Source organism: Sporosarcina sp. FSL K6-5500, assembly GCF_038005665.1.
Taxonomy (GTDB): domain Bacteria; phylum Bacillota; class Bacilli; order Bacillales_A; family Planococcaceae; genus Sporosarcina; species Sporosarcina psychrophila.
Genome location: NZ_JBBOTP010000001.1, coordinates 2,184,691 through 2,205,794 on the forward strand (window position 1 = coordinate 2,184,691; position 21,104 = coordinate 2,205,794).

Annotated in this window: 17 protein-coding genes; 12 read left to right on the top strand and 5 right to left on the bottom strand. The window is 39.9% G+C overall.

Annotated features, from left to right (window positions below; genetic code table 11):
• Nucleotides 1-208: 208 nt before the first annotated feature.
• Nucleotides 209-2,137 (bottom strand): ABC-F family ATP-binding cassette domain-containing protein, encoded by a 1,929-nt coding sequence (locus tag MKX62_RS10335; RefSeq protein WP_067213814.1) that lies wholly within the window; start codon nucleotides 2,135-2,137, stop codon nucleotides 209-211.
• A 123-nt stretch (nucleotides 2,138-2,260) separates the two neighbouring features.
• On the opposite strand from MKX62_RS10335, the gene MKX62_RS10340 reads away from it, so the two are divergent.
• From MKX62_RS10340 to tatC, 3 genes are all read left to right on the top strand, one after another.
• Nucleotides 2,261-2,911 carry a redox-sensing transcriptional repressor Rex gene (locus tag MKX62_RS10340; protein WP_067205350.1) on the top strand — a complete coding sequence of 217 codons (651 nt, stop codon included), beginning with the start codon at nucleotides 2,261-2,263 and terminating at the stop codon, nucleotides 2,909-2,911.
• A 93-nt stretch (nucleotides 2,912-3,004) separates the two neighbouring features.
• Nucleotides 3,005-3,190: a twin-arginine translocase TatA/TatE family subunit gene (locus MKX62_RS10345; protein WP_187046559.1), complete on the top strand. Its 186-nt coding sequence runs from the start codon at nucleotides 3,005-3,007 to the stop codon at nucleotides 3,188-3,190.
• A 17-nt stretch (nucleotides 3,191-3,207) separates the two neighbouring features.
• On the top strand, nucleotides 3,208-4,008 hold the full coding sequence (gene tatC, locus MKX62_RS10350; RefSeq protein ID WP_187046560.1) for a twin-arginine translocase subunit TatC: 801 nt from the start codon (nucleotides 3,208-3,210) through the stop codon (nucleotides 4,006-4,008).
• A 43-nt stretch (nucleotides 4,009-4,051) separates the two neighbouring features.
• Here the strand turns inward: tatC and MKX62_RS10355 are convergent, their stop codons facing one another.
• Nucleotides 4,052-4,789 carry a CPBP family intramembrane glutamic endopeptidase gene (locus MKX62_RS10355; protein WP_222618001.1) on the bottom strand — a complete coding sequence of 246 codons (738 nt, stop codon included), beginning with the start codon at nucleotides 4,787-4,789 and terminating at the stop codon, nucleotides 4,052-4,054.
• A gap of 185 nt (nucleotides 4,790-4,974) precedes the next feature.
• Between MKX62_RS10355 and groES the strand changes: the two genes are divergently transcribed.
• Together groES and groL are read left to right on the top strand one after the other, a co-directional pair.
• On the top strand, nucleotides 4,975-5,259 hold the full coding sequence (gene groES, locus MKX62_RS10360) for a co-chaperone GroES (protein WP_067205358.1): 285 nt from the start codon (nucleotides 4,975-4,977) through the stop codon (nucleotides 5,257-5,259).
• 56 nt (nucleotides 5,260-5,315) lie between these two features.
• A complete protein-coding gene (gene groL, locus MKX62_RS10365; RefSeq protein WP_340741352.1) occupies nucleotides 5,316-6,950 on the top strand; it encodes a chaperonin GroEL in 1,635 nt (544 codons plus the stop codon).
• 362 nt (nucleotides 6,951-7,312) lie between these two features.
• Here groL and MKX62_RS10370 read toward each other — a convergent pair whose 3' ends face one another.
• Nucleotides 7,313-8,692 (bottom strand): hypothetical protein, encoded by a 1,380-nt coding sequence (locus MKX62_RS10370; RefSeq protein ID WP_340741353.1) that lies wholly within the window; start codon nucleotides 8,690-8,692, stop codon nucleotides 7,313-7,315.
• Nucleotides 8,693-9,578: 886 nt separating this feature from the next.
• Here MKX62_RS10370 and MKX62_RS10375 point away from each other — a divergent pair.
• From MKX62_RS10375 to MKX62_RS10395, 5 genes are all read left to right on the top strand, one after another.
• Nucleotides 9,579-10,259, top strand: coding sequence for a hypothetical protein (locus MKX62_RS10375; RefSeq protein WP_340741354.1), 681 nt, complete (start codon nucleotides 9,579-9,581; stop codon nucleotides 10,257-10,259).
• Between the two features lie 136 nt (nucleotides 10,260-10,395).
• On the top strand, nucleotides 10,396-11,100 hold the full coding sequence (sigI, locus tag MKX62_RS10380; protein ID WP_340741355.1) for an RNA polymerase sigma-I factor: 705 nt from the start codon (nucleotides 10,396-10,398) through the stop codon (nucleotides 11,098-11,100).
• 22 nt (nucleotides 11,101-11,122) lie between these two features.
• The gene (locus tag MKX62_RS10385; protein WP_340741356.1) at nucleotides 11,123-12,169 is read left to right on the top strand and encodes an anti-sigma factor domain-containing protein; all 1,047 of its coding nucleotides are present in this window, start codon (nucleotides 11,123-11,125) and stop codon (nucleotides 12,167-12,169) included.
• Nucleotides 12,170-12,413: 244 nt separating this feature from the next.
• Nucleotides 12,414-13,004: a superoxide dismutase family protein gene (locus MKX62_RS10390; protein WP_187046573.1), complete on the top strand. Its 591-nt coding sequence runs from the start codon at nucleotides 12,414-12,416 to the stop codon at nucleotides 13,002-13,004.
• A gap of 301 nt (nucleotides 13,005-13,305) precedes the next feature.
• A complete protein-coding gene (locus MKX62_RS10395; RefSeq protein ID WP_340741357.1) occupies nucleotides 13,306-15,534 on the top strand; it encodes an S-layer homology domain-containing protein in 2,229 nt (742 codons plus the stop codon).
• A gap of 557 nt (nucleotides 15,535-16,091) precedes the next feature.
• Here MKX62_RS10395 and MKX62_RS10400 read toward each other — a convergent pair.
• Nucleotides 16,092-16,754: an exosporium glycoprotein BclB-related protein gene (locus MKX62_RS10400; RefSeq protein WP_187046575.1), complete on the bottom strand. Its 663-nt coding sequence runs from the start codon at nucleotides 16,752-16,754 to the stop codon at nucleotides 16,092-16,094.
• Between the two features lie 290 nt (nucleotides 16,755-17,044).
• Nucleotides 17,045-18,088 (bottom strand): hypothetical protein, encoded by a 1,044-nt coding sequence (locus tag MKX62_RS10405; protein ID WP_340741358.1) that lies wholly within the window; start codon nucleotides 18,086-18,088, stop codon nucleotides 17,045-17,047.
• A 323-nt stretch (nucleotides 18,089-18,411) separates the two neighbouring features.
• Here MKX62_RS10405 and MKX62_RS10410 point away from each other — a divergent pair, with 323 nt between their 5' ends.
• Together MKX62_RS10410 and ltrA are read left to right on the top strand one after the other, a co-directional pair.
• Nucleotides 18,412-19,095: a hypothetical protein gene (locus MKX62_RS10410; protein ID WP_067205457.1), complete on the top strand. Its 684-nt coding sequence runs from the start codon at nucleotides 18,412-18,414 to the stop codon at nucleotides 19,093-19,095.
• A 625-nt stretch (nucleotides 19,096-19,720) separates the two neighbouring features.
• The gene (gene ltrA, locus MKX62_RS10415; RefSeq protein WP_340741359.1) at nucleotides 19,721-20,983 is read left to right on the top strand and encodes a group II intron reverse transcriptase/maturase; all 1,263 of its coding nucleotides are present in this window, start codon (nucleotides 19,721-19,723) and stop codon (nucleotides 20,981-20,983) included.
• Nucleotides 20,984-21,104 lie beyond the last annotated feature (121 nt).

The window sequence follows — 21,104 nt, forward strand, 5'->3', positions numbered from 1 at the left end:
GTGTATAAGAAATACATTTTTTGTGGATAGTGTGGATAATAACAGTGGATTACAAGTATAACTACATTCTATGTGTGGATAAAACTGTGGAAACTCTTTTTAAGAGAATATCGTTTCGTACTTTTATTTGATAGGTTACGACAGCAAGAAATGACAAAACGTCACGATAAACCATTGGTTCTGGTTTAACATGACGTTTACGCTCATTTTATAATTCCTCTAGTTCTTCTTGAAGTCCAAGCCAATTTTCTGATTTGCTGTCATGCTGTGCCTGAAGTGCATCAATCTGTGCCTGTAACTCCATTAATTTCACATGATCGTCTGCAAATTCAGGAGTGGAAAGTTCATCTTGAAGTGCTACTATTTCATCTTCCAGAACAGAAAGTTGTGATTCGACTTCGTCAATAGCTCTAGTCAGCCTTCTTTCCTGCCTTTTTAGTTCTTTATCATCATCATTTTTTCTTTCAATGACAGGAGTTGCAGCTGCTTTAGCGGCATTTGAGTCGGCAAGCAACTCTTCCTGTTCCAGTTTTTTCTCAATGAAATAATCATAATCACCGAGGTATTCGGTTGTACCTGTTGCGCTAATGTCGATTACTTTTGTTGCGATGCGGTTGATAAAGTACCGATCATGCGACACGAAGATGAGGGTGCCCGGGAAATCATCTAATGCATTTTCAAGAATTTCCTTGCTATCCAAGTCAAGATGGTTCGTTGGCTCGTCGAGGATAAGCGTGTTTGACTTTTGTAACATTAATTTAGCAAGTGATAATCGAGCTTTTTCTCCACCTGATAGGGAAGTGACAGGCTTCTCAACATCTTCACCGGTAAATAAAAAGCGTCCAAGTACTGAACGAACATCTTTTTCATTCATCATCGGCCAATCATCCCAAAGTTCCTGAAGAACGGTTCCAGTTCCGATAAGTGTCGCTTGTTCTTGGTCGTAATAGCCAAATTGAACATTTGTACCATAACGAATTTTGCCTGCTAGTGGTTCTTGGAACTTGACGATGGTCTTCAAAATTGTTGATTTCCCGACCCCGTTAGGTCCGATAAGTGCAATGCGGTCTTGTTTGTAGGCACGCAAGCCGATACCAGTTGAAACCGGTATACTGTCATAACCGACTGCTACATCTTCCAGTGCTAGTACATCATTTCCGCTGGGACGATCAATCGAGAAGGTAAAGTTTGCGGATTTCTCATTGCCATCAGGAGAGCCCATCCAGTCAGTTTTTTCGAGCGTTTTGCGGCGACTTTTCGCCATTTTTGATGTCGATGCTCGCGCAATATTGCGCTGAACGAAATCCTCAAGTTTGGCCTTCTCACCCATTTCCTTGACGTAAAGTTTTTGATCACGTTCATAGTTTTTCGCTTTTTCGTCAAGATACGCACTATAGTTTCCTGTATACTTCGCTACTTTTTTTCTCGATACTTCGTAGACGATTGTCACGATTTCATCTAAGAAGTAGCGGTCATGGGAGACGATTAAGATTGCGCCTTCATAAGACACTAGGTATTTCTCTAGCCAGCCGAGCGTTTCGATATCCAAATGGTTTGTCGGTTCATCAAGGATGAGGAGGTCCGGTTTACTAAGCAGCATTTTAGCAAGTGCCAATCGTGTCTTCTGACCACCGGAAAGAAGATTGACATTTTTGCTATAATCCTCAGGATAAAAACGCATCCCATGAAGCACCGAACGAGTATCAGATTCATATTGATAGCCACCAGAATCTTTGAATTCGATTTGTAGAGCATCGTACTCTTTGATGACGCGTTCATAGTCGCTCGGGTTGTCGTAGACAGAGGAATCTGCCATAAGCCCTTCAAGCGATCGAAGCCGCCTTTCAATGCTATGGAGTGGTTCGAATACAGTCATCATCTCTTCCCAAACCGTCAATACAGAGTCGATACCTGAATGCTGTTCAAGATACCCAATCCGGATATCTTTAGGGACGATTAAATCACCCGAATCAGCGCTCATTTCACCAGCGATTATTTTAAGTAATGTCGATTTTCCAGCCCCATTGCGGCCAACAAGTGCGACGCGGTCGCGATGTTGAACTTCGAGCTTTACGTTTTCTAATATATCTGTTCCTGAAAATGATTTTGTTAGTCCGTTCACTTGTAATACAATCAAATAAAGCACCTCTATTCCTCTTCAGTTTAAATGAATGGCGTCAAGCGTGCAACGGTCGACTTTACAACATTCATTATCTACTGTACGATAGAATCGCCTTTAGATACACTCAGGAGGGTTAACATGATAGGGGAAACAATCAAAATTCCACAGGCGACGTCCAAACGTTTGCCTTTATATTATAGGTTCCTTCAAAATTTCGCGAATTCAGGGAAGAAACGAGTATCATCCAGTGAATTAAGCGAAGCTATGAAAATTGATGCTGCCACCATTCGACGTGATTTTTCACATTTCGGCGCACTTGGCCGTAAAGGGTACGGGTATGATGTACATTATCTTGTCGACTTTTTTCGTCAGGCACTCGATCAGGATGAAGTAACAGATGTAGCGCTCATTGGCGTTGGTAGTTTAGGGAACGCTTTTTTGAAATATAATTTCCATAAAAATCACAATACACGAATCATCATTGCATTCGATCCGAAAGGTACGCATGAAGGGACAGAGATGAGTGGAATTCCAGTTTTTCATCCTGATACGATTGAGGATAAAATCAAGGAATTAGGAATCGAGCTTGTCATTCTTTCTGTGCCTTCACGTGTAGCCCAAGAAGTGACTGATAAGCTTGCTACTATCGGTGTGAAAGGAATTCTTAACTTTACTCCGGTTCGGCTGACGGTCCCCGACTCGTTACGGGTTCATACAATCGATTTGTCTGTCGAGTTACAAACACTTATTTACTTTATTAAAAACGACGTAAAAGATTCACATATGTAATGCTTTGTAAATAGTATTTCAGTCACCATTCGTGTAAAATAGACACAAGAAGGATTGAGTTCAATCCCTAGTTTTAAGAAGGAGGTGTCCGAGATGCCAGGTCCAGGAAGTCTGATTATCATTGCTGTTATTGCTTTGCTCGTATTCGGTCCCAAGAAACTGCCTGAAATCGGGAAAGCCTTCGGTTCGTCATTGCGTGAATTCAAACATGCGACAAAAGGTCTTGTAGAAGACGACGATGTAAAAAAAGTTGAAGTTAAGAAAGAAGAACTGAAGTAAGTTAGGGTGTCTGTCCGATGATAGAAAAAAACTTAACAGTCATTGAGCATATAGATGAAATTAGAAAACGGCTGATGGTTATCGTCGTTTTCTTTGTTGTAGCTGTAGTGGGAGCCTTTTTTGTAGCAAAACCACTTATTCAGTTCCTGCAAAATGATGGAGAAGCACATAATATTGCCTTAAATGCTTTCAATGTACTTGACCCGATTATGATTTACGTGAAAGTGATTGTCTTTATCGCATTCATTGTCATTTCACCGGTTCTTATGTACCAATTATGGTCCTTTATCTCACCCGGATTGCATGAAACTGAGCGGCGCGCAACATTGAATTATATTCCGTTTACATTTTTCTTGTTTGTTGGTGGTATTGCGTTTTCGTATTTCGTTCTGCTACCTTATGTGATGAAATTCATGATGAATTTATCCACGGAGCTCGATATAACCCAGACAATCGGCATTAATGAGTATTTCTCGTTCCTTTTCCAACTGTTAATTCCATTCGGTATTGTTTTTCAGCTACCGGTAGTCTTGTTATTTTTAACAAGACTTGGTATTTTGGATCCGACGACACTTGTGAAGATACGGAAATATGCATACTTTGTTCTATTTGTAATTGCGGCGTTCATTACACCACCTGACTTGTTGTCTCATATGTTCGTTACAGTTCCATTGTTTGCGCTTTATGAAATTAGTATTTTCATTTCACGTTTTGGTCACAGAAAATACTTGAAGGCTGAACAGCAGCGACAATTCGAAGAGGCGAAAGCTGAACAACAACGTCAGATTGATGAAGTTAATGAGCGACAGCAGAAATGAAAAAAGTCTTCCACAACCCTAAGTAGGGATGTGGAAGACTTTTTTAGTGCATAAAGAAGATTATGGCTTGTTTCAAATCCTCTTGCCATTGTTGTATCTTCTCAATGTTTAAATTGAGGACAACGACAAATCCATTCATTAGTAAATGGGCAATCATTGGTGTCAGTATGCGTTTCGTCCGGTAATACAAGTAAGAGAATACGAAAGCGGGCATCATATAGATTAGAAGGTGTTCGAATTCATTATGAACAGCAGCAAACACTAAAGCACTGACAATGGCTGCAATCCAGAAATTCGTTTTTTGATAAACCCCTCCAAAGACAACCCTTCTGAAAATGATTTCTTCCAGGAATGGTGCGAATAGTACGATTGATAGGATGATGATTGGTGACACTTTCGCGATGTCGGAAAGGATTGCAGTGTTATCGGATCCTGGTTCTATTCCAATTGCAACCTCGATAGCACCAGCCAGCATTTGTCCACCCAATGCTAGAAAGAAGCCAATGAATCCCCAAAGAACCGAATTGCCAATGGAAGATTTTTTCCCTTTGAAAACTTGAAAGAAGTTTTTCTTCGGTACGATTAATACCAGGAAAATGATAGCTGCAATTAAGTTAACGGTGAAAAGAGTCCAAGAACTTGCCCGATATGCCATATCCTGTTTAGTGAATTGCTCATCCCAAGGAAAGTATAAGAATAAGCCCTCTGATAAAAAGATGCTGCTTACATGCATCAGGATGTAAGTGATTAATAAAGCGAGAGAGATTTTCCAATTCTTCATGTAACGCCACCCTTTCAACTGTGGTTGAGGTCAATTTTAGCTGTTTAGGGCGAGATAAGCAAAGAGAAAATGTTCGGAGTATTTCACTTGCAATATATGCAAATGTTCATTATGATTAGAAATGTATTAGCACTCATGTCTATCGAGTGCTAAAAGGGAGATATTATCTGAGGAGGTTGTTTCAATTGTTGAAACCATTAGGTGACCGTATTGTTATCGAGCTAATCGAGGCAGAAGAAAAAACGTCAAGCGGTATTGTTATACCGGACTCTGCAAAAGAAAAACCGCAAGAAGGTAAAGTTTTTGCTACAGGTACTGGACGCGTTCTTGAAAACGGACAACGTATCGAATTGGAAGTTAAAGAAGGAGATCGAATCCTCTTCTCAAAATATGCAGGCACTGAAATCAAACATGAAGGTAATGAATATCTGATCTTGCGTGAAAGTGACATCTTAGCGATTATTGGCTAATAGACTGATGCACAGCCCGTTTAAAAATACACGAAAAATCAGGAGGGTACTTATAAATGGCTAAACAAATTAAATTCAACGAAGACGCACGAAGCGCAATGCTACGTGGGGTCGATACATTGGCAAACGCTGTAAAAGTAACGCTTGGACCTAAAGGACGTAACGTCGTTCTTGAGAAAAAATTTGGTTCACCACTTATCACAAATGATGGTGTAACAATCGCACGTGAAATCGAACTTGAAGATGCGTTCGAAAACATGGGTGCAAAACTTGTGGCTGAAGTAGCGTCTAAAACAAACGAAATCGCTGGTGACGGTACAACAACTGCAACAGTTCTAGCGCAAGCAATGATCCGTGAAGGACTGAAAAACGTTACTGCAGGTGCTAACCCTGTCGGAATCCGTAAAGGAATCGAAAAAGCGGTTATAGCTGCTGTTGAAGGCCTTCAAGAAATCTCCAATGAAATCGAAGGAAAAGAAGAGATTGCACAAGTCGCATCTATTTCTTCTGGAGACGAAGAAGTTGGAAAACTCATTGCTGAAGCAATGGAGCGCGTTGGCAACGACGGTGTCATTACTATCGAAGAGTCAAAAGGCTTCACGACTGAACTAGATGTTGTTGAAGGAATGCAATTTGACCGCGGCTATGCTTCTGCTTACATGGCAACAGATACAGACAAAATGGAAGCAGTTTTGGACAATCCGTATATCTTGATCACAGATAAAAAGATTACGAACATCCAAGAAATACTTCCTGTTCTTGAGCAAGTAGTCCAACAAGGTAAGCCACTTCTTATGATCGCAGAAGACGTTGAAGGCGAAGCACTTGCAACACTTGTTGTGAACAAACTACGTGGTACATTCAATGCTGTTGCTGTTAAGGCGCCAGGCTTCGGAGATCGCCGTAAAGCGATGCTTGAAGACATTGCAACTTTAACTGGTGGGGAAGTTATCACTGAAGACCTAGGTCTTGATCTTAAATCAGCTGATATTTCACAACTTGGTCATGCAGTGAAAGTTGTTGTTACAAAAGACAATACGACAATCGTTGAAGGCAGCGGCAATTCAGAACTCATTCAGGCGCGCGTTAACCAAATCCGTATTCAACTTGAAGAATCAACTTCTGAATTCGATAAAGAGAAATTGCAGGAGCGTCTTGCTAAACTTGCAGGCGGCGTTGCAGTTATCAAAGTCGGAGCAGCTACTGAAACTGAACTTAAAGAACGTAAACTTCGCATCGAAGACGCATTGAACTCAACGCGTGCAGCTGTTGAAGAAGGTATCGTTTCTGGTGGAGGTACTGCTCTTGTAAACGTCTATAGCAAAGTAGCAACATTACTAGAGTCTACTGAAGGCGATGTAGCTACAGGTATTAAAATCGTACTTCGTGCGCTTGAAGAGCCTGTACGTCAAATCGCTAACAACGCAGGTCTTGAAGGATCAATCGTTGTAGACCGTCTGAAACGCGAAGAAGTAGGAATTGGCTTCAACGCAGCAGAAGGTACATGGGTAAACATGATGGAAGCTGGAATCGTTGACCCGACTAAGGTTACACGTTATGCACTCCAAAACGCAGCATCTGTTGCAGCTATGTTCTTGACTACTGAAGCAGTAGTTGCGGACCTACCTGAACCAGCAGGCGCAATGGGTGGCGGAATGCCTGACATGGGCGGTATGGGCGGCATGATGTAATTCTCTTCACAAGCTATCTTGTGAAGCTGTCTCGTTCATAATTAATTAGTATAGGAATAACCACTTCTCATAAAATTGGAGAGGTGGTTATTTTTTATTCTTTTCAAATTAGTTTATCTAGATTGAACTATAGAATTCCATTCAATTCGCTACAGCGCTACTAGTTTTATTGGTGGTAGTGAGAAATTTATAACTAACCTATACTACATAAAGCCCTTGAAAACTCCTAATAGAGTTTCCAAGGGCACAAAGTTTTGTCATCATTAAATTCTCAATGTGATCAACCGTAAATCATAGGGTTAAGGCGCGGAATGATATCACTTCCCGCTAAATAAATTATTTATATAATTTTAATTGTCATTTTATTTTTTTAGTGAGTTAAATAAAGAATTGTAAGCTGTAACAACTTGTTGATAGTAACCGACTAAGTTATCCCAAACCGTTGATTGAACAGCCTTTTTAGCAGGTTCTTTCGCAGTATCGTCACTATCAACAGGTGTTTCTGCTACATCTTCAGCGGGTTCTTCCGCAGCAACGTCACCATCCTCAGCAGTTTCTTTCGCAGTATCGTCACCATCAACAGGTGTTTCTGCTACAACCTCAGCAGTTTCTTCCGCAGCAACGTCACCATCAACAGGTGTTTCTGCTACATCTTCAGCAGGCACTTCCACAGCATCATCATCACCAACAACAGGTACTTCTACTGCATCCTCAGCAGTTTCTTCCGCTACATTGCCATCTTCATCTGGTAAGATCATACCAAGATGTTCTTGGATTAGGAAATCGTAGTAATCAATTAAACTTCCATAATTTTGTATGACTGATTTATATTCATTTATTTGCTCTTCTGTTATGATAGTACTATCAGTAGATTGGTCAGGTGACATAGTATCTTCATTGATATTATCGTCAGCTGGCTTTTCTTTTTCATTAGTTTCATTTGTTGACTCATCTTCATCAACAGGCACCTCTGAAGGTTCCTCTTCAACTACAGTTTCCTCTTCAATTACAGGCAGATCAGTTGCTCCGTCTTCAACAACAGGTAGATCAGTTGCATCGTCTTCAATTACAGTTGCATCCGTTGCATCGTCTTCAACAACAGGTAGATCAGTTGCATCGTCTTCAATTACAGGTAGATCCGTTGCATCGTCTTCAACAACAGGTAGATCAGTTGCATCGTCTTCAATTACAGTTGCATCCGTTGCATCGTCTTCAACAACAGGTAGATCAGTTGCATCGTCTTCAACTACAGGTGCATCCGATGCATCCTCTTCAACGACAGGTAGATCAGTTACTTCGTCTTCAATTACAGGTGCATCCGTTGCATCGTCTTCAACAACAGGTAGATCAGTTGCATCGTCTTCAATTACAGGTAGATCAGTTGCATTCTCTTCAATCACAGGTGCATCTGTTGCTTCATCTTCATCAACAGGTACATCTGATGCTTCGTCTTCATCTGTAAGATTATCCGAATCATCATCTTCATTCGGTGCGATTTCCTGCAAATTTTGATTTGCAATTGTACGCATTATTTTTCCTTTTTCAGGTGAACCCGGAATGCTTGATGCAAAAGATGAAACCTCTGCACCGTGATTTTTAAACGCTGTTTCCTCACCATTTTCAGCTCCTAAAGCCGAGCCACCTGCTCCGAAAATAGCAGCTGTTATCATTGAGGTTGACATTACAAACGGCAAAATCTTCTTGTTCGTGCTTTTCCCTTTTTGATTAGTTTCTTTAACCAAGAATCATCAAACTCCCTTTAATTGAATTTTTTAATCTCGACTACTAAATAAGAAATTGAAATAACACTCATTCTATTAAGCAGTTATGTACATCTACCTCCTTCACAAGCCAGAGCCTAAAATCAGGGTCAGTTTTTTAAATATCCGTTATGAAGTTTTTCAAATGAATAAATTTAGCAGTGCCCCTTCTGCTTATTAACAACAATAACAAAAGGAAATAACAAGAGTGTAACGAACAAGTAACAATTTTCCATGGAAATATTAACCCTTGTCATAAATGAAAAACACTCCAGGAGTCCTAACTCATAATTGACCAGAGACTAAAAAGAGGGCCTATTCTAATAGACCCGCCCTCTTAATCCAGTTTATTCCTTTCTTGAAAGGAATCGTTATAGTGCGATACAAACGTATCATATTACTTTTTGGACATCATTATTGAATGGTCTAAACGATCTAACGTTGATCAATTTCAAATATTACATTCAGAAATGTAAGAAGTAGTATAACTGAAAAAGTTATGAATGAATGGCTCTACCCCAGTTATATTAAAGGTTAAGTAATGATTCATCTACGCATGGTCATATTATTGGTCATAAGCGCAACAAAATCAGTTAAAAGTAAGTCGAAAAATACTCCCACCATTTACGATTACTCTACTATAGGTAAGCATCTACTCAACCCTTCATTTGTTTATCAATGATTAAGTATTCACTCTAACGTTCTCAAACTACCTTAATGGAAATGCTAATAATAATACCTACATTTCATTATTATGCTTACATTGATTCAAGCAAAAAGTTTTTTCATCGACCCCCACAAAAAGAGAGTCCCATACGAATAACTGGTATGTCCACAAAAGGACAAAAAAATGTTGAGGTGATTTATAATGCAGAAGAAGTGGAAACAAACTGGAGCAGTATTGCTAATTGCAGGATTAACAGTAACTGGAACAAGCTATGCGTGGGCGGATGAAAAAGCGAATGAACCAATAGATCTTAGTCAACTCGGAAAAAATTCGACTACTAATGTAGTGGAAGATCCAACTGGAAAACTGGAATTGCCAAAAGTGGAAAGTGTTAGTAAAGAAGATGAAACAGACAAAGAAGTAAAAGAAGTAAATGAAGATAAAGCAACAGAAATAGAGGGAAGTGTGCTTCTAGAAATTCCAGAAGGATATACTGCTGGAAATCTAGTTGCGCTTGGAAAAGCCTATGAAAAGGTTCAAAATCCAACCGCAAAAGCATCTATTAAACGTAATATGGAGCGTTCCATTGAAAAATGGGAGAATAAGCAGTTGGAAACTGTAACTCCTGAGCAAGAAGAAACCGAAATTCCTGAGCAGCCAGAGGTAACAGAAGAAGCAGATAAGCAAGAAGCGCCGTTAAAGGAAGACAAACCTGCTAAAGTGAAACAGGAAAAAGCTCCTCAGGCAGTATTGAATGCACAGCACAAAGAACAAAGACAAGAATTGAAAGCAAATCAAAAAGTAGAGCGTGAAGCTTTAAAAACTGAGCGTAAAGCGGATAAAGAACAAAAAAAGCAAGCGGGAAATGAAAAGAAAAACTGATTAGTCCTAGCAAACTTCTTTTCATTTTCCGTTGCACCCATTAATATCAAAAGCAATCGGATCTAATGGGAACGGAGGGGTATCTATGCTTTTGTCTATCATGCAAGGAGTATTCAATAAGTAGTCTGATACAGCATTGAATGAGCTTGTATTGAAGGCAAAGAGAGGCGATAAGAAGGTCATGAATGACCTTCTTATCGCATTTACTCCGTTCATGAAAAAAACGGCTTCTTTCGTATGCAAACGATTCGTTGATGAGCATGATGACGAATTTAGTATTGCTATGAGTGGCTTTCATGAAGCGGTATTACAATTCAGTCCGGGAGAAAATTCATCATTGACGACATTTTCACATTTGATAATAAAGAGGAGACTCTTTGATCATTTTCGAAAAGAGGCAACGAGAAACGACGCCATTCATTTAGTAAAAGCTGAGGATGAAACTACAGGTTCAGATGCACAACATTACGTATTTAAGCAATCGTCGATTGCATCCTACTCGAGAGAACAACAAGCAGCAGAACGTCGTGAAGAGATTATGGAATATACCAAACTTCTAAAGGACTATGGTTTATCATTCCATGAGCTTGCTATGTCATCTCCAAAACATGCAGATTCAAGGAAGACAGCTATTCATATTGCGCAAATCATCGCTGAAACACCTGAATTCTATACTTATCTTATGGCAAACAAAAGGTTGCCGATGAAAGAACTTGAAACGACTGTCGAGGTTTCAAGAAAGACGATAGAACGACATAGAAGGCATATAATCGCAGTTACGTTATTGCTCAATAGTCAATTCGTGTACATAAAGGAATATATAAAAGGGGAACTTATATGATGCGGACATACAGAGGCATTGTTTGCGACAAAAAAATAAATATACTGTGTTCCTGACGGATAAAGGTGATTTTCTACGAGGAATTCCAATTGGTGAAACACCGGATATTGGAGATGAAGTCGATTTTCAGCTGGTTTCTACGCCTTCTCTATTTAGTAGAAAAGTGAAGCCACGATTCGTTGGAGCAGTCATGATTGCTGCAGTGCTTCTCTTTTCCATCGTAGCATCTTTAATTCCTATGAATGATAAAGTGATGGCGTACGTTCAATTGGAAACGGACTTGGCATTGGAGTTGGGGGTCAACCAGAAAGGAAAGGTTATTTCCTTACGTTATCTGAACGAAACCCTTGCTGAACCTGAAAATAGTCTTGCTGAGTGGAAGGGGTATCCTATCCGTATAGTGTTGGACACTGCCGTGAAGGAATTATCGACAGGGACCAGTGGTGTGCAAGTAATTATTACAACAATCTTCCCAAATGCCAAAAGCCAACATAAGGTGCAAGGAATTGTTGGGAGCGCGGTTCGGGAAGTACGAAGTGCACATAAAGAATTGGCGTGGGAAGTTGCTGACAGCACGGCGGAGGAAAGAGCGATGGCGAATAAGCATGAAATGTCCATTCATAAATTCAAAGTGAGTCAACAAGGTCCTCCGATGAATGAAGAGAAGCCGTCTACGGAAATCGATCCCCATAAGAAAACAAATACAATGAATCAGCAAAGAGAAAAAGATACTCACAAAAATCCGGGTCTGCAATCGGAACCTACTTTGCCGTCTAACCAGAAAAACAATGTGAATGAAAAATCGAAGGAATCAAATGAACTTAATGAACCAAAACTGAAGCAACCTGAGACAAAATCGAATAAAGTGCAGGAAGAAAAGTTTAAGTATTCCCCGGCAGAGAAGGGGAAATTAACTAACCCAGCACCGAAAAATAGTAACCCCAACAATGAAAATCAAAAACCAGTTCCAAAACACCCTAAGGGAAATCCGAATCAGCAGAAGCTGCCGGAAACCGGTAATAGTCATGGAAAACAAGAACGACCATTAGTCGGGAACGGTGTGAAATAGCCTTACTGTTGATCTTTCTAATCGCAAAGCCAGTGGATAACTTTTTCCTCTGGCTTGTTTTATTATTATCATGTCAAAGTTATTAGATAGTCCATGAATACTTTTACTAATTCCGTTATTCGTACAACGGGAAAACGGAATTAGTTCTATAACTCTTTTAAACAACTTCCTCAAATCACGTTTAACTTACGAAATATAGTGAATGGTAAGGTTGTTGATACTTTACAAGAGGGAGAGTGTGAAAATGAAAAAATGGTTAGTAGTACTTTCAGTATTTGTTCTTGCTATGGTCCTTGCAGCGTGCGGTGATGGTAAAGATAAAGATGACCCGGCTCCATCCACCGAAACGGACGGGAAGGATGCGGAAGAGGCGAGTGATAAAGAATTATCCTTTGCTTCTGCGGTTTTGATAAATAGTGAAGGAAAGTCGGTTGGCACAGCGGAATTGACTGAAGAAGATAACGGTGTACGAGTAAAGGTGAATGTGACGGACTTGCCAGAAGGTCCCCACGGATATCACTTTCATGAGGCAGGGAAATGTGAAGCCCCAGATTTTGAATCAGCGGGCGGACATTTTAACCCGACTGGTGCCAGCCATGGGCTGGAAGAGAAAGAAGGACCGCATGCGGGCGATTTACCTAATCTAGAAGTCGGTGCGGATGGAACAGTAGAGGATGAGTTTTTGGCTGAGCATGTCACGCTGGAAAGCGGGAAAGATAATTCCTTGTTACAAGTTGGCGGGACAGCCCTAGTCATCCACGCGGGAGCGGACGATGGGAAAACTCAGCCATCCGGTGATTCCGGAGATCGTATTGCGTGTGGAATTGTGGAATAAAAATAAATAATATTACGTCGAACACCTTTTTTACGGGGATGAATCCGTGGAAAAGGTGTTTTTTCGAATGTATTCGAGTGCGAAACTGATAACAAGGTAGGTATGTTCTCATAACAGCAATCATAGTATCAATGTAATTGTGTGTAATCATCAATGAGGAAGATTGAGTGTGAGTTTCGGTGTTGTAAGAGATAAGGCAGAGCGGGTATCACTATAAAGAGAATTTGAAAAAATCTCTTGTTCACAATTCGCTGAATCTATTGTACAATTTATAGACTACTAATTTTGGAGGGAAATTTTGGTGAAATTTAAAAAAATTGGGGTCATATTAAGCTCTTCTGCTTTAACATTTGGAATGTTCGCGTCTGTTGCCAATGCTTCAACCACAACGATTGGACAACCTGCCAAAGTACAAATTCAAGTTGCTTCAACGGAAACAGTTTTTTCGAAAAATGATTTAATTAAGAGGTTTCGTACTTTGTTCCCCGATCAGTTTGATTTTTTATCGAATAGTGATTTTCGTGTGGAAAATAGTTTCTTTTATCCTGAAGATGATACGTTACGTTATGGCCTATCCTTCTTTAAGACAATTGATGGTAAGCAAGTAAATGGTAATATTGGATTTGTTGGAGAGAATTTAGAAATTGAGCAATTTTATTATCAACCTTCGAATGAAGCAGAAGCTTTATTTCCCGCCAAGGTCTCAAAAGAGGAGGCTAAGAAAATAGCCACTGATTTTATCAAGAATATTCTGGGTGGAGATGATTTTCAATTAGAAACGGATATCTATAACTATTATCCAAATCAAATGCTAACTGAACCAATACGTTACTCATTCTCTTTTGCCCGGACGGAAAATCAAGTATCCATATCTAATCAAACAATAGGAGTATCTGTTCTTGGCAATGGTGAAGTTGTTAGTTTTCACAGAAATCCTGTGGAGTTGGAAACTTCAACCTTTGATGATCTAAAACAAGTACTTGATAAAAATGAAGTTTTAAAGAAAGTAAAAGAAAATCTTGCCGTAGATTTGCAATATCATATTGATACGGATTATCGAACAGGTGATCGCCAAGTTCAGCTTGTTTACCAGCCAACAACAAAATTACAAGGGGTTAACGCACTATCAGGTAAGTGGTTGACTACAGACGGGTACTCAGCGGATTTTCCAGGGAAAACGAAAATTGAAAAAATTACAGCTGATTCACTACCGGCAAAACAGAATGGAATTACTTTAGAAGAAGCAAAGAAAATTGCTGAACAATTACTTGCCATAAAATCAGATAAGGTTAAGCTAAATATTCAATCTATCGATGAAATAGAAAACCAAAACGGACAGGCAGTTATTAGCATTCAGTATATGTATGAATATGCGAATGGAGGAACTGGAACGAATTTGGAATTAGATAAAAATACGGGTGAGATTATTCAATACAGTGATATAAAAAGTGACATGCTAGAACGAACTGAAGGCAAACCTGAAAAAGAGAAAGCTTTGTCCCAGAAGGAAGCCCTCGCTCAAGCAGTGAAATATATTAAGGAATGGGCTCCGTCTAATGCACATCACTATGCTATGCCTATAGAGGAAGCACATTTTGTAGAGAGACAAGGTACTTATTACTTTTCTTTCCCGAGAATTGTAAATGGAATCACAGTGATGGGTGATCAAATTGGTGTAAGTATAGCCAGCGATGGTTCTTTAAATAGTCTTAATGTCAGTTATCAAGAGATGGAAAAATGGCCATCAATTAATGAAGTTATTACTGAAGAAGATGCGATTGCTACCTTGAAAGAAGCACTAAGCCTAAAACTTAATTATATGAAACAAGGGAACAACAAAGATAATCATCACTATGATTTAGTCTATTCACCTGTTTTTAATGATGCAGACCTTAGTTTTTTAAATGCTAAGACGGGAGAATGGGGTAGCTTGTATGGTGGCGGAAATTCAACCGCCATTTCACATCCTTGGGCAGAAGAGGAACTTAATTATCTTATTAATGCCAAAATCTTAGACATTAAAGATACTAAAAACTTTAATGGTGATGCCTCTGTATCAAAAGGGGAAGCGATAAAAATCATCATGAGTTCACTGACTTATATTTATTCCGGCAGGGATTATGGAGGAAATGAAAATACGAATCAGACTTTTGATAATATAGATTCCAAACACCCGCTCTATCAATCGGTCGAACGTGCCGTTGAAATGGGCATTATTAAAGGAGACAGTCAGAGCTTTGATATGGATGCACCCGTCAAAAGAGAAGAATTGGCAGCTTGGTATATACGTGCTCTAGGTCTTGAGCAAGCAGCTAAGCAAAGCAGTATTTATAAACTTGATATTGTTGATGCAAATAAGGTGCAAAAAGAATACACAGGCTATGTAGCTTTGGCAACATCACTGGGATTATTAAAGACTGACCAAAATCACTTTAACCCTGAACGAGAAGCGACGTATGCCGAGTTAGCAGTTTCAATTATTAAGCTAGCTCGAGAAATAACTGAAAAAGGCAGGGGCCTGAATTATTGAAATGTAAGGATATAACTATTTAATAACCCTCCACCGTATAAGAACTCAAACGGTGGAGGGGTTTAGTTTGTCTAATCTATTACCAATTTCTTCAGTTGGTAACACCTGTTTTAAATGAATGTATATCACCGATTACGAATTATCTCCGACTAAAATCGTAGCAACCATCGTATTGGTTACTCTCCTAATTATGGAAATACTATTATCATTCTGATTTGCCAACATCGATGTAAGAAAGCCTTTTATCTATCAAATTTTTAGATAGCTACAAGGTCAATCGTGATCATATTCCTTATTAAAAAGCGATCCTACCTTTAATTTGCAAAGGTAGGATCGTTTTTTTTTGCTTCAACTATTATCGAAAGCGTAAAAATCAATTGCTTGATCCATTAAGGCTATAAACTATTTGACTTTCGTCGCATAATCGCTCTTTGGATCGGATTTTTAGTGTATTTATATTCTGATGGAAATAAAAACCCCTTTACATTGTTGAAATGAAAGGGGCTACAGAAAAAATTGTACTCTTTCTTTTGACCTTATTTTCTACGGTCAGTTGTTTACGAAATAGTTATACCAGCACTTGCAGTACCTATAACAGTAGCGGCCAAAGGAGCACCAGATACTGAGAATACCATTAGCAATCGATCGCCTACCGATACCGGTACGGGTGCGAAACTCGCTGATCCACTAAGTGTAGTGCCTACTGTCAAGAGATTTGTTAGAGTTGGGGCTAAATTCACGCTTATACCTGTTGGACTGAAGGTATTACTTCCAGCAGGTGCGCGATAGACTTGTGCATTGACAGTTGCAGTTGTTGCAATACTCAATGCAGTAGTTATTGTGTAAGCAGCGGAAATAGCCGTTATGCTACCTGCCCGTGGAACTGAAAAGGCTTCATTTATCAAACCTGTCAAGTCTATCGTGGTGCCAAGAACGACAGGGCTCGGAATGGCAGTGCCAAATCCAATGAAAAAGGGGATACCAGCTAATCCACCTACGAGAGAAGTCAATGCAACAGGTACTAGTCCAGAAGCGAATGGGATAATCGAACCAGTGTTGGCTGTTGGGATTATACAAGCTGCATCAATAGCTCTGAATGGTCCCAAATTACAATTGACGTGCCCAGTATCGACACGGAAGCAACCAGAACTTCCGTGACGAGATCCACCAGATCCACCACATCCACTACATCCATGAAGTTTAAAATTATTAGAATTCATTTTAACACCTCCTTTCTTTGTTATCCTATTCAAAACAATTGCAGGGCGGACGGGCAATTAACTAATCGTTAATAATAGTTTTTAACTCATCCTAGCGTAATGTAGATTATTTGGATCAACTGTGTAGCTTTCGAAGCGCTACAGCTAGCTAAATTCCGCTGACCTTCTTACTAGATTTAAAAAAATAGCCATTCTGACACTAAGTCAGAATGGCTATTTTAAATGGGGTATATAATATGCCGAATTCAGGAAATTAATCTGACTAGCAATTATTTTTCAGTAGCTCTAAATTATTGCTTCTTCCGAAAAATATTGAACAGCGATAATGTTTCTTTGTTTTTATGTTGTTGTCGTTTCATTTCATTCGAAATTACAATTGGGGCTTTGTCCTCCTCAATTGTAGTTGCATTATGCACTTCCTCAGGTTCCGGCGTTACCGTTTCGATAATCTTCGGCTCGCTAGCCGTGAGTAACATATCAGGATCCGGCATCACTGTTTCATTAATTTCAAGCTCGCTAGTCGTGAGTATGGAAGCCGGATTCGGTGTCACTGATTCGTTAATTTCCGGCTCGCTGGTTGTTACTAACAAAGCCGGATCTGAATTCTCGTTTACGTTCATTGGAATCGCTTGTTGTTTCACAACGTTAGTCAGATGAATGGTCAATGGCCTATTTACATTTTTGTACAGCCTATTATGGATTTGCCCAGTATGAATGCCAGTATACGGAAAACTTTGCTTACCGAATTGCTGCTCTGCTGGATATTCCTTTTGAATATCCATACTTACTATAGGCGTTGTATCACTCGAAACTTCTTGGATGTTATTAGCGTTTCCTACCAGATTTTGCAGTTGCCTATAAGATGGTGGGCGATTAGATTTTCTCATGGAAGTATTAGATGTAGTTTCTTCTATATGGACCTCTTCTTTTTCCTCAATATTATTGGCGATACTTATAGATCTTGCTACATCAACTGGAGAAATTACTTTTTCTATAAGATCCTTGCTACCATCTTTTATTAATTTATTCTTGACTAAGGAAAAGTCTTGATTCAACTCCTCGATTGTTTGATTAAGGGAGTCCATTTGTACTGAAAAACTTTTAATTTGTTGCTCATACTCCTCCAGTTGTAAACTTTGCTTTTCATTTATTAGTTCCATTACACCTTCTAATTTTGAGACTTTTGTTTTGAAACCATTCGCTTCTATCTTCAAGGCTAGATAATCGTCAACCGAATTTCCAATTTTTAATGTGGTTAGTGTATCTTTGTAAGTCGCAATTTTCTGCTTTAATTTTTCAATGTCCTCAGCGGAGTATAACTTAGAGTCTCCCATCAATTTTCACCCCTTTGCAGTACATTACTATTCTATTAATGATGTTTTCATTGCGTGACAAATTGTTTCCTGTTAGACGTAAAGTTACTCAGTGATAAATTATTTGTCACTTTCAGCCTCGGTTCTATATATGATGAAGAAATGGATTCTCAGGGGACGATATCCTTTCTGAACTACTTAATTAGTATTAATTACTTCCTTCCTCCATCCTTTATGTGTCTAAGTTAATAAATATCTCGATAAATCATTTCTTTGCCCATACACTGATTTTTCCACATCATATGCTACGAACGAAAGATAAAAAATTTGGAGGTGTCTGCAACATGCAAGGAAAAGATCATTGTGATGGGAAAGAACTAATTTGTATAAATGTCGACAAGGTGTACGACTGGATTGTGAAAGAAAATTCGTTTGATTTTGCACTTCCAACGGGACCAATTGCTTTTACTCCAACGGGTTCAGTACCAACTTCAGCAACTGCAGGACTGCTTACTGGTGCGACAGTTACATGTGAAGTGAGCCCTGCTATGGCGTTTCCAATCGAGATTCTAAGTCGTGAGAATCGCCCGTTTTGTATTGATGGAAAGACTGTTCTTCTTCAACAGCTTCACATTCGTAAGAACTTTGTGGTAACAATTGTCGTGACTTTAACAAACGGAACGGTGCTGAGAAGTGCGGCTATTCCGCTTACCCGTTGTGAACAAGTTACCTTATGTGCACCTGAAGGAACAGACGTTGTAATTACGTATACGGATCTAGACTGTTTCGTGTGTTCTCCTGGGACACTCACTGTACCAACGGGTACTGCTGCTGGTTCAATCGTAATTACTGGCTTAAATCTCTCTGTAGCTACTTGCCAAAGCATTCAATCGACATTCCCGGTAACTGTTGAATTTTTAGCTGATTACTGTGAACCAAGAGATGATTTACCAACTGCGTGCCCTCCACCATTGCGCCCGCAACAATGCTCTGTTGTTTTCCCTGATACCGGACATTGCTGCCACTAATGTCGGCTAATGGTGATAACGAGTAAGCCTCAAACATATAATGAAGGGAGGATATTCCTCCCTTCATTTTTTTGGTGCGCCCAGCATGGGTGTAGTCTATAGGGTGCAAGTCCCGAACTGTGAAGGCAGAAGTAACAGTTAGCTTAACGCAAGGGTGTCCATGGTGACGTGGAATCTGAAGGAAGCGAGCAGCAAACCTCCGGTCTGAGGAACACGAACTTCATATAAGGCTATGTACGATTGGGTGAGTTTGCCAAACAAAACAAAGCCCTTTCTGCCGAAGGTCGTATGTAGTAAATGAAGCAGATAGGTGGAGGGAAAGACTACGTTCTTACCTGGGGAGGTCTGATTGATACGCCAAGTACACTTGGTAACCTACTCAGTGATGGGTAGCTGAACAATCAGAAGTCAGCAGAAGCCATAGTACCATTCGAACTCGAGAAGAATGGGAAGGGCTGAACAATTAAGAGAGAACAACATCTTGGCATTCAGTAACCTGCGAAGAACACAGATAACCGATAAGGCATGCTTGAAGGAGGAAGTGGTGAATCCCACGGGGGACTTCGAGATGGTGGAGCAGAGCTGGTATAAGAAGAAGCGTTGTTCACGGAAAGAGGCGTAACCAATGTTGATGGAACGAATACTGTCGCGTGAAAATCTGCTTTCTGCCCTGAAACGGGTGGAACGCAATAAAGGGAGCCATGGTGTAGATGAAATGCCCGTACAAAACCTACGAAAGCACATCTTGGAACACTGGGAATCCATGAAAATGGAACTTCTTGAGGGTACTTATAAGCCGCAACCTGTCCGCAGGGTCGAAATCCCGAAACCTGACGGTGGCGTGCGGTTATTAGGTATCCCTACCGTGACGGATCGTCTCATTCAGCAAGCCGTTGCCCAAGTATTATCTACTTTGTATGATCCAACGTTTTCCGACCATAGCTATGGTTTTCGACCAAAGCGAAGCGCCTACGGCGCAATAAGGAAAGCGAAAGGATATATACAGGAAGGTAATCGGTGGGTAATCGATATAGACTTGGAGAAGTTCTTCGACAAAGTGAACCATGATAGGTTAATGGGAACACTTTCGAAACGAATCGAAGACAAACGTCTGCTTAAGCTAATCCGTGACTATTTGAAATCAGGAATCATGATAAATGGTATCGTGACAACCAGTGAGGAAGGTACGCCGCAAGGTGGCCCACTCAGTCCATTACTTTCCAATATTGTCCTTGATGAACTAGACCAAGAATTGGAGGAAAGAGGACATAAATTTGTCCGATACGCTGATGACTGTAACATCTATGTGAAAACACAGAGAGCAGGTAATAGGGTCATGAGTTCTGTCACTTCATTTATTGAAGGGAAACTTAAGTTGAAAGTGAATCTGGGTAAATCTGCAGTTGACCGTCCATGGAAGAGGAAATTTCTCGGATTCAGTTTCACCAATGGTAAAGAACCGAAGGTTCGCATCGCCAAAGAAAGTGTGAAACGGATGAAGAATAAAATTCGCGAAATCACTTCAAGGAAGAAACCTTATCCCATGGAATATCGGATAAAGAAACTCAATCAATATCTGATGGGTTGGTGTGGCTATTTCGCATTGGCAGATACGCCAAGCGTGTTCATTAAATTCGATTCTTGGATTAAAAGAAGACTCCGGATGTGTATGTGGAAGAACTGGAAAAAGCCAAGTACGAAGGTGAGGAAACTCATTGGATTAGGTGCGCCGAAAGATAAGGCATACGAATGGGGTAACTCACGTAAAAGTTACTGGAGAATTTCTAAAAGTCCCGTATTACATAGAACCCTCGGAAACTCCTACTGGAGTTCCCAAGGGCTCAAAAGTCTACTGTCACGTTACGAAACTTTGCGTTATCAATCTTAATTGAACCGCCGTATACCGAACGGTACGTACGGTGGTGTGAGAGGTCGGGAGTTAATCACTCCCTCCTACTCGATTAACGTCAAAAAATATAAGCTCATGAATAACCTTATTAAGCCAATTA